Below are 3,686 nucleotides of genomic sequence, written 5' to 3' on the forward strand. Positions count from 1 at the left end.
CATGCGGCGACCTCGGCGGGTGTCGCCCCGGCCGGTGCCACCGACCCCGCGCATCCGACGGCCGGGAGCCCGGTGACGGCCGCGAACAACACCGGCACCACCCGCGCCGGCACGGCCGCCGAGAACTCGGCGGGTGCCCCGGCCCCGGGCACGGCCGCACCGAATTCCGCCGGCCCGAACTCCCCGGCCCCGAATTCACCGGCCCCCGCCTCCGCGGCGGCCCCGGACACGCCGGCACAGAACTCCCCGGCACCCAATTCCCCTGCCCCGCAGGCACCCCCGCAGACGCCCGTCCAGACGCCGTCCGCGCCCTCGGTGCCCTCCCAGCCCACCACTCCGAGCTCTCCCGGTGGTTCGCTGGGAAATACGCTGGGCAACACGCTGAACGACGGTCTCGACCAGACAGGCAACACCCTCGGCACGGTGCTGCAGGCACCGGGCAAGGTGCTGCCCCACGAAGGCAACTGAGGATCGGTGACAGTGGTCGGCAACCTCGCGGTGGCATACGGCGCCCTTCCGGGCGCGCGGGAGATTCTTCGGGAACTGGATTCGGACTCCCCGGATCCGCTCGTCTACCTGATTCGGGGACGGTGCGGCACCGGGAAGTCCACGCTGCTAGCCGCGGTGCGAAATCGCCTGCGGCGCAGCGGTATCGGCTGCTTCGACGATGTGAGCGCGACCACGACACCGCCCGATACCCGCGCCGCCGTGGTCGTCGACGACGCCCACACCCTGGACCAGCTACAGCTGGAAAAGCTGTGCGCCGCCGTGGAATCGGATTCGCGCACGATCATCGTCGCGACCCGGCCGCAACCGCACGACAGCGCCCTGCGCGCGCTGGCGGACGCGGTGTCGCGACGCGGCCGGGTGATCGAACTCCGGCCGCTGGGCACCGCCGATATCGCTCCGTTCGCCCGCGAATTGGGAATGACCGTGCCGCGTCCGGTCGCCGACCACATTCACCGGCACACCGGCGGCATCCCGGGTGGCGTGGTGGCCGCGCTCACCGCCGCCTGCGCCACCCGGCTCGAGGGCGGCATCGAGGCCGTCGACCAGGCCGTAACCAGCTGGGCGCGAGCCCTTCTCGACGATACCGAACCGCAACTGCTCGAGGTGCTGACGGTCGCCACCACCGGCGCCGGCCTCGATCCGAGTGAGCTGGCGGAGGTGCTCGGCACCGACGAGACGACGGCGGTCGGACTCGTCGACCGGGCCCGCGCCGGGGCCCTGATCACCGATGCCGACCTGTTGCTGGGTCCCGCGATCGAACCGTTGCGCACCCTGGTCGGCGAACGCCGGTTCGTCTCGATTCAGCGCCGCCTGCTCACCGCCCGCCTCGAGGCCGGGCTGTTGCGCGACCACACGGCCTTGCAGCTCGCCGAATCCGGGGTCCGCGACGATCGGCTGGCCGAATTCCTGCGCGCCGCAGCCGAAAACGCGGGCAGCGACGCGAGCCGGTACTACACCGCCGCCGTGGCCAGCGGGTACGACGCACAGCGGATCGCCATCCCCCGCGCCACCGCGGCCGCCCTCGGCGGTGACGACGAATCCGCTTTGCGCTTGGCCGAACCCGTACTCGCGCGCAGCGACGCGCCACCCGCGGATCTCGCCGCCGCCGTGCGGATCAGCGCGAGCGTCCATGCCCGCCGGGGACTGATCGGCCGGGCGGTGCAGCTGTACGCCTGGCTCGGCACCGCCCGCACCGGCGCCGACTGGGCGACCGCCGCGGCGGTGTTCCACCTCGCCGGAGCGGTCGGCGACGCGCAAGCGGTGTCGGGTTCGGCGGCGCAGTGGCCGCCCACGGAATCCAATGCCCGCACCGGCCGTTTCGCCACCGCGCTGGCGCAGAGCATAACCGGCGAATCTCGCAGTGCCGCAACGTCGGCCGCGGCCGCCCTGATCCAGCTGGCCCGCACGGCCGCGCCGGAGGATCGCATGCTGCCGTGCGCGCCGGTCGCGCTCGCGACGCTGCTGTGCCTGAGTATGGGTGAACCCCGCCGCGCCGCCGACGCCCTGCGCGGCACCGATCCGCACGATCCGCAGATCCGGGTGCTGACGGCATGGACGGCGATGCTCGGCGGTGACGAACAGACCGCCGCCGGGACGGTCGCGGCCGTCGACACCACCGCCCTGCCCCCGCGCGATCGCCTGCTCGCGCACGGCGTCCTGGTCGGCCTGGCCCGCCGCGCGGGAGACCACGGAATCCTGTTGCGCGCCTGGGAGGCCGCCTATCCGACCTTCGACGAGGTCGACGCCGATCTGCCCGCGCTGCTGCCGATCGGTGAGCTGTGGCTGGCCGCCATCCGCCTCGGCGAGCAGGAACGGATAGCCCGGCTGGTCGAGGCGGCGCGAAATGTGTTGCGCAGTGCGGGAAATCCCCCGGCCTGGGCAAATGTGTTCCACTGGTACGAGATTCAGGCCGCGATCGCCCATGAGCGCCCGGACGAACTGATGCCACCCGCTCGACTGCTGAAAACGGCCGCGCAGGCGGGTGATCCGCATGCCGCGATTCTCGCCGACGCGGGCCGCACCTGGGTGCTGGTGCTGCGCGGTGAGGTCGCCGAGGATCGGGTGACGGCCGCGGTGCGACGGCTGGCCGCGATCGGCATGGTCTGGGATGCGGCCCGGCTGGCCAGTGAGGCGGCGTTGAGCGCCGGCGATCCGGCCACCGCGACAGCCCTGCTGAAACTGGCCCGCACGGTCCGCACCGGCTCCCGGCCCACGGCCGCGCCCGAGCGGACTCCGGCCGCTCCGCGTACCGCGACCCCCGAACCGGCGGCGGCCTCGGTCCTCAGTGAGCGCGAGCGCGAGGTGGCCGAGCTGGTCCTGCTGGGCCTCACCTACCGGGAAATCGGCGCTCGACTGTACATCTCCGCGAAGACGGTGGAGCATCATGTCGCGCGGATCCGGCGTCGAATCGGAGCCGGATCGCGCTCGGAGTTATTGTCGATGCTCCGCGCAATGGGACACGGTTCGCTACTCGTGTGATCGGCGCGCTCGAGACACCGAAGCGAGGTATTGAGGATGGCCACAGGGGTGGGCCTGCGGATCGCCGAGGATGAGTGCATCGCGGCGATCGTCACCAGCGGTGGCGAAACCGACGAGACGCCCGAACCCCTGTACATCGCGCGCGAGTCGGTGCTGCACATGTCCGACGAGGGCGATACCGCGCTCGGTGGTGAGGCGCCGCCCGGACATACCCACTCGATCACCGGATTCGTCCGGTCGGTCGGTGATCCCGCCGGTATCACCGTCGACGACGGGGAGGCCTACCGCGCCGAGGATCTGGTGGCAACGGCGATCTTCTGCCTGATCAACCTGGCCGCCGAGCATCTGAGCGGCCCGGCCGAGTTCTACGCCACCCATCCCGGCGACTGGCCGGCCGAGTATGTGCGCGGTTTGCGCGAGGCCCTCGACTACCTGGGGCTGCGCTCGGTGGTTCTGGTCAGCGACGCCGACCTGCCGGCCTCCGAGGACAGCCGCGGTCATGCGCGCGACGCTGCCCGCGCGGCCCTGGCAGCCGTGCTCGCGACTCCGGCCGGGACCACCCCGCCCGATCCGACCGGCACCGAGAACGCGCTGGTGGTCACCGATGTGCTGCCCGCGGTCCACGCCGCCGACGGGACGGTTCAGGCGTATTCGGCGGCGATGCCCGCCGCCGAACCCGCGCCCGAGGCCGAACCCGC

The 3,686-nt window shown here is 72.5% G+C and carries 1 protein-coding gene and 2 pseudogenes; all 3 read left to right on the forward strand.

All coding sequences use genetic code 11. The annotated features are described in order from the left end of the window. A pseudogene (locus NN2_RS37995) lies at positions 1 to 468 on the forward strand (hypothetical protein); the annotation flags it as partial. A 12-nt stretch (positions 469 to 480) separates the two neighbouring features. Next, the gene (locus tag NN2_RS34560) at positions 481 to 2,988 is read left to right on the forward strand and encodes a LuxR C-terminal-related transcriptional regulator (protein ID WP_063019367.1); all 2,508 of its coding nucleotides are present in this window, start codon (positions 481 to 483) and stop codon (positions 2,986 to 2,988) included. Positions 2,989 to 3,024: 36 nt separating this feature from the next. Further along, positions 3,025 to 3,686, forward strand: a pseudogene (locus NN2_RS34565) (hypothetical protein); the annotation flags it as partial.

Origin of the sequence: Nocardia nova NBRC 15556, from assembly GCF_001613005.1 — a bacterium.
GTDB lineage: Bacteria > Actinomycetota > Actinomycetes > Mycobacteriales > Mycobacteriaceae > Nocardia > Nocardia nova.